Annotated in this window: 5 protein-coding genes; 3 read left to right on the forward strand and 2 right to left on the reverse strand. The window is 31.4% G+C overall.

What is annotated here, in order from left to right; translation table 11 throughout:
* Window positions 1–368 precede the first annotated feature (368 nt).
* From ACE01P_RS24295 to ACE01P_RS24305, 3 genes are all read left to right on the forward strand, one after another.
* Window positions 369–947 (forward strand): MarC family protein, encoded by a 579-nt coding sequence (locus ACE01P_RS24295; RefSeq protein ID WP_379701647.1) that lies wholly within the window; start codon window positions 369–371, stop codon window positions 945–947.
* Window positions 948–1,053: 106 nt separating this feature from the next.
* The gene (locus ACE01P_RS24300; protein WP_379701648.1) at window positions 1,054–1,257 is read left to right on the forward strand and encodes a hypothetical protein; all 204 of its coding nucleotides are present in this window, start codon (window positions 1,054–1,056) and stop codon (window positions 1,255–1,257) included.
* 1 nt (window position 1,258) lies between these two features.
* Window positions 1,259–1,864: an FAD-dependent oxidoreductase gene (locus tag ACE01P_RS24305; RefSeq protein ID WP_379701652.1), complete on the forward strand. Its 606-nt coding sequence runs from the start codon at window positions 1,259–1,261 to the stop codon at window positions 1,862–1,864.
* Between the two features lie 206 nt (window positions 1,865–2,070).
* On the opposite strand, the gene ACE01P_RS24310 is transcribed toward ACE01P_RS24305, so the two are convergent.
* Both ACE01P_RS24310 and ACE01P_RS24315 read right to left on the reverse strand, forming a co-directional pair.
* Window positions 2,071–2,388 (reverse strand): hypothetical protein, encoded by a 318-nt coding sequence (locus ACE01P_RS24310; protein WP_379701650.1) that lies wholly within the window; start codon window positions 2,386–2,388, stop codon window positions 2,071–2,073.
* A gap of 90 nt (window positions 2,389–2,478) precedes the next feature.
* Window positions 2,479–2,749, reverse strand: a 271-nt coding sequence (locus ACE01P_RS24315; RefSeq protein WP_379701651.1) for a nuclear transport factor 2 family protein, incomplete at its 5' end; no start/stop codon positions are given.

Genomic DNA, 2,749 nt, shown 5'->3' on the forward strand with positions numbered 1-2,749 from the left:
TCAAAATTTGCGCCTGCATACTATTGAATGAAACCAACAGCATTAAAACCCCAACAACCCACATCTTTTTCATAACAGTTTCACTTAAAATTAGTTACACAAATTTAACAATTGATTTTCAGTTGGTTATAGTTTTTAACGTTTGATTCTATCAATTCATCTTCAAGTAAAAATCAAAATAAATTAAGTTCAAAAATAAACCGCGATTTTTTCTTTAAATCAGCAATTGAAATACCGAAATGTTACAAATATCACTTTTTTAATCAATAAAACATGTTTTTATAACAAAAATACAGGGTAACGAAAAAACACCTAACTTTATTAACTACTTTTGCAGCAGTTTTTTAAACCCTAAAAATCACAGCGATATGTTAGACATCGATTTTAAAGAAATCATTACCGTTAGTATGGTACTTTTTGCCGTAATTGATATTGTTGGTTCAATTCCGATTATTGTGAATTTGAGAGCAAAAGTCGGACACATAGAATCTGAAAAAGCTTCAATTGTTGCTGGAGCCATTATGATTGTTTTTCTTTTTGTTGGAGAAGGTTTACTAAACTTAATTGGTATTGATGTACATTCGTTTGCCGTTGCAGGATCTTTCGTTTTATTTTTTCTTGCTTTAGAAATGATTTTAGGAATCAGAATCTATCGTGACGAAGAACCAGGTTCGGCTTCTATCGTTCCTTTAGCATTTCCTTTAATTGCTGGAGCGGGAACCATGACGACTTTATTATCGCTTCGATCTCAATTTCATACTATTAATATCATTATCGCGATTGTACTAAATATCATACTGGTTTACATCGTTTTAAAGTCTTCTAAAAAAATCGAAAATCTCTTAGGAGAAAACGGACTTGGAGTGGTTCGCAAGACATTTGGAGTCATACTTTTAGCAATTGCTGTTAAATTATTCGCCGCTAATGTTAAAGGTTTGTTTGTCTAAAATTTATTTTTATACTTTTACCCCGTAAAATTTCTAAAATACAACTTTAAGGCAATTTTCCCCATAAAGTTTTACTTTATACTTTTAGACAAACAAAAACAATCTTATGAAAATTTTCACTTCAATCTTAGTGCTTTTGGCATTAGCTTTAATCGTTTTTAATATTACGCTATTAGACTTTCAGAATCCTTTTCAGGGAGATAGTATTGTAGCTTTTATTGGAATCGCCGCTTCATTTTGCGCTGTTTTGATTCTTTTGATTTTTAGAATTTCAAAAAGAATTGAAGAAAAAATGAATGACAACAGATAATATGTTTGATGTTTTAATTATTGGCGGAGGAGTATCTGGAATGTCTTGTGCTCTTGTCTTAGGATCCGCAAAAAACAAAACTTTTGTTACTGATAAAAAAATAGGGATTTTTACTCATCAGAAAAATTCTTCTTTACAAGAGGCAATCTTTTATAACGCTTACGGAATTACTCCAGGAAAATTAGGTTCTGAACTTTTAACTGAAAGTGCACAGGATTTAGCTACTACTTACCCGCACATTACTCAAATTCCAAACGAAAAAGTAATGAAAATTGAGGGCAGTTATCCTGAATTTACTGTTGTAACAAATAAAAATTCATACCAAACAAAAAATATCGTAGTCGGAATTGGTTCTGCCAATACTTTCGACATTGAGGGTTTAATGCAATTTATTGAACCTCATAAAAAAGCACTTCCAGAAAAACAACGAATTCAGTTAAAAAACGAAGATCATAAAGTTGCTGACGGCATTTATGTAATCGGAACTTTAGCTGGATGGAGAAGCCAATTGGCCATTGCTGCCGGAAGTGGCGCTGCTGTAGCTACAGATATTCTTACTTTATGGAATAACGGAACGCAAACTCACGCTCACGATAGTATTCGATAAAAATCTTATAAAATTATTAAAACCATATAAGTAATATAAGTTCATGTATGCTTTGCGCATATATTAAATGAACTTATATCACTTATATGGTTTATTTTTTTAGCTTATTTCCTTATTTAAGCTACTAAAACCATATATATGCTTTACGCATAGATTAAATGAACTTATATCACTTATATGGTTTATTTTTCTCAGGAATTCCTTCTTTATTTAACCGAAACGATTTCCGTTACTTTAATGTGGTTTTCATCCTCCATTTTCCATTTTTCTCCTTTTACAGATACTACATCTCCAATTTTTAATTGTTTGTAGTTTTGAGGGCCGCCAACGTTTACAATACTAATTGTCGCAAAATAGACTTCTTTAGCATCTGTAGTAATTTTTGCTGTGTAACCGTCTTTTCCTGCTTCAATAGATTCTACTTTTCCAGAAACCGCATTATTTGTATCATTTTTCATTGTTGTACAAGAGATTACAAAAGTCATTAGAAGTACTAGAAAACTTATTCTTTTTAGATTTTTCATATAATTTATTTTACCGCAAATTAAGCTCGTATTTACACTTAGATTACTTAATTCTATTTTAAGTTAATATTATTTTTCCAGCTTCAAACTTTATGCCAGCTGAACGCAACTTCCTGCAATAACTTTTAAATTTTTGCCTACCTTTTTCCAAACTCTTATGTATTTGAAAACTCCATTAATTGGATTATTGTCGTAAGATCCTTTTAAGGCAACTGTAACAGCAACAACAGCCGAATTATCAATTATATTCACAATTTGATCGGACGCCTCCAACGAATCTATTTTCATCCTCCCAGAACGGTACACTTGCAAATCAAACTCTTTGGTTATCGTTTGTCCGTCGGGCATGTTGAACAATAGA

The organism is Flavobacterium sp. HJSW_4 (genome assembly GCF_042436695.1).
Lineage (GTDB): Bacteria > Bacteroidota > Bacteroidia > Flavobacteriales > Flavobacteriaceae > Flavobacterium.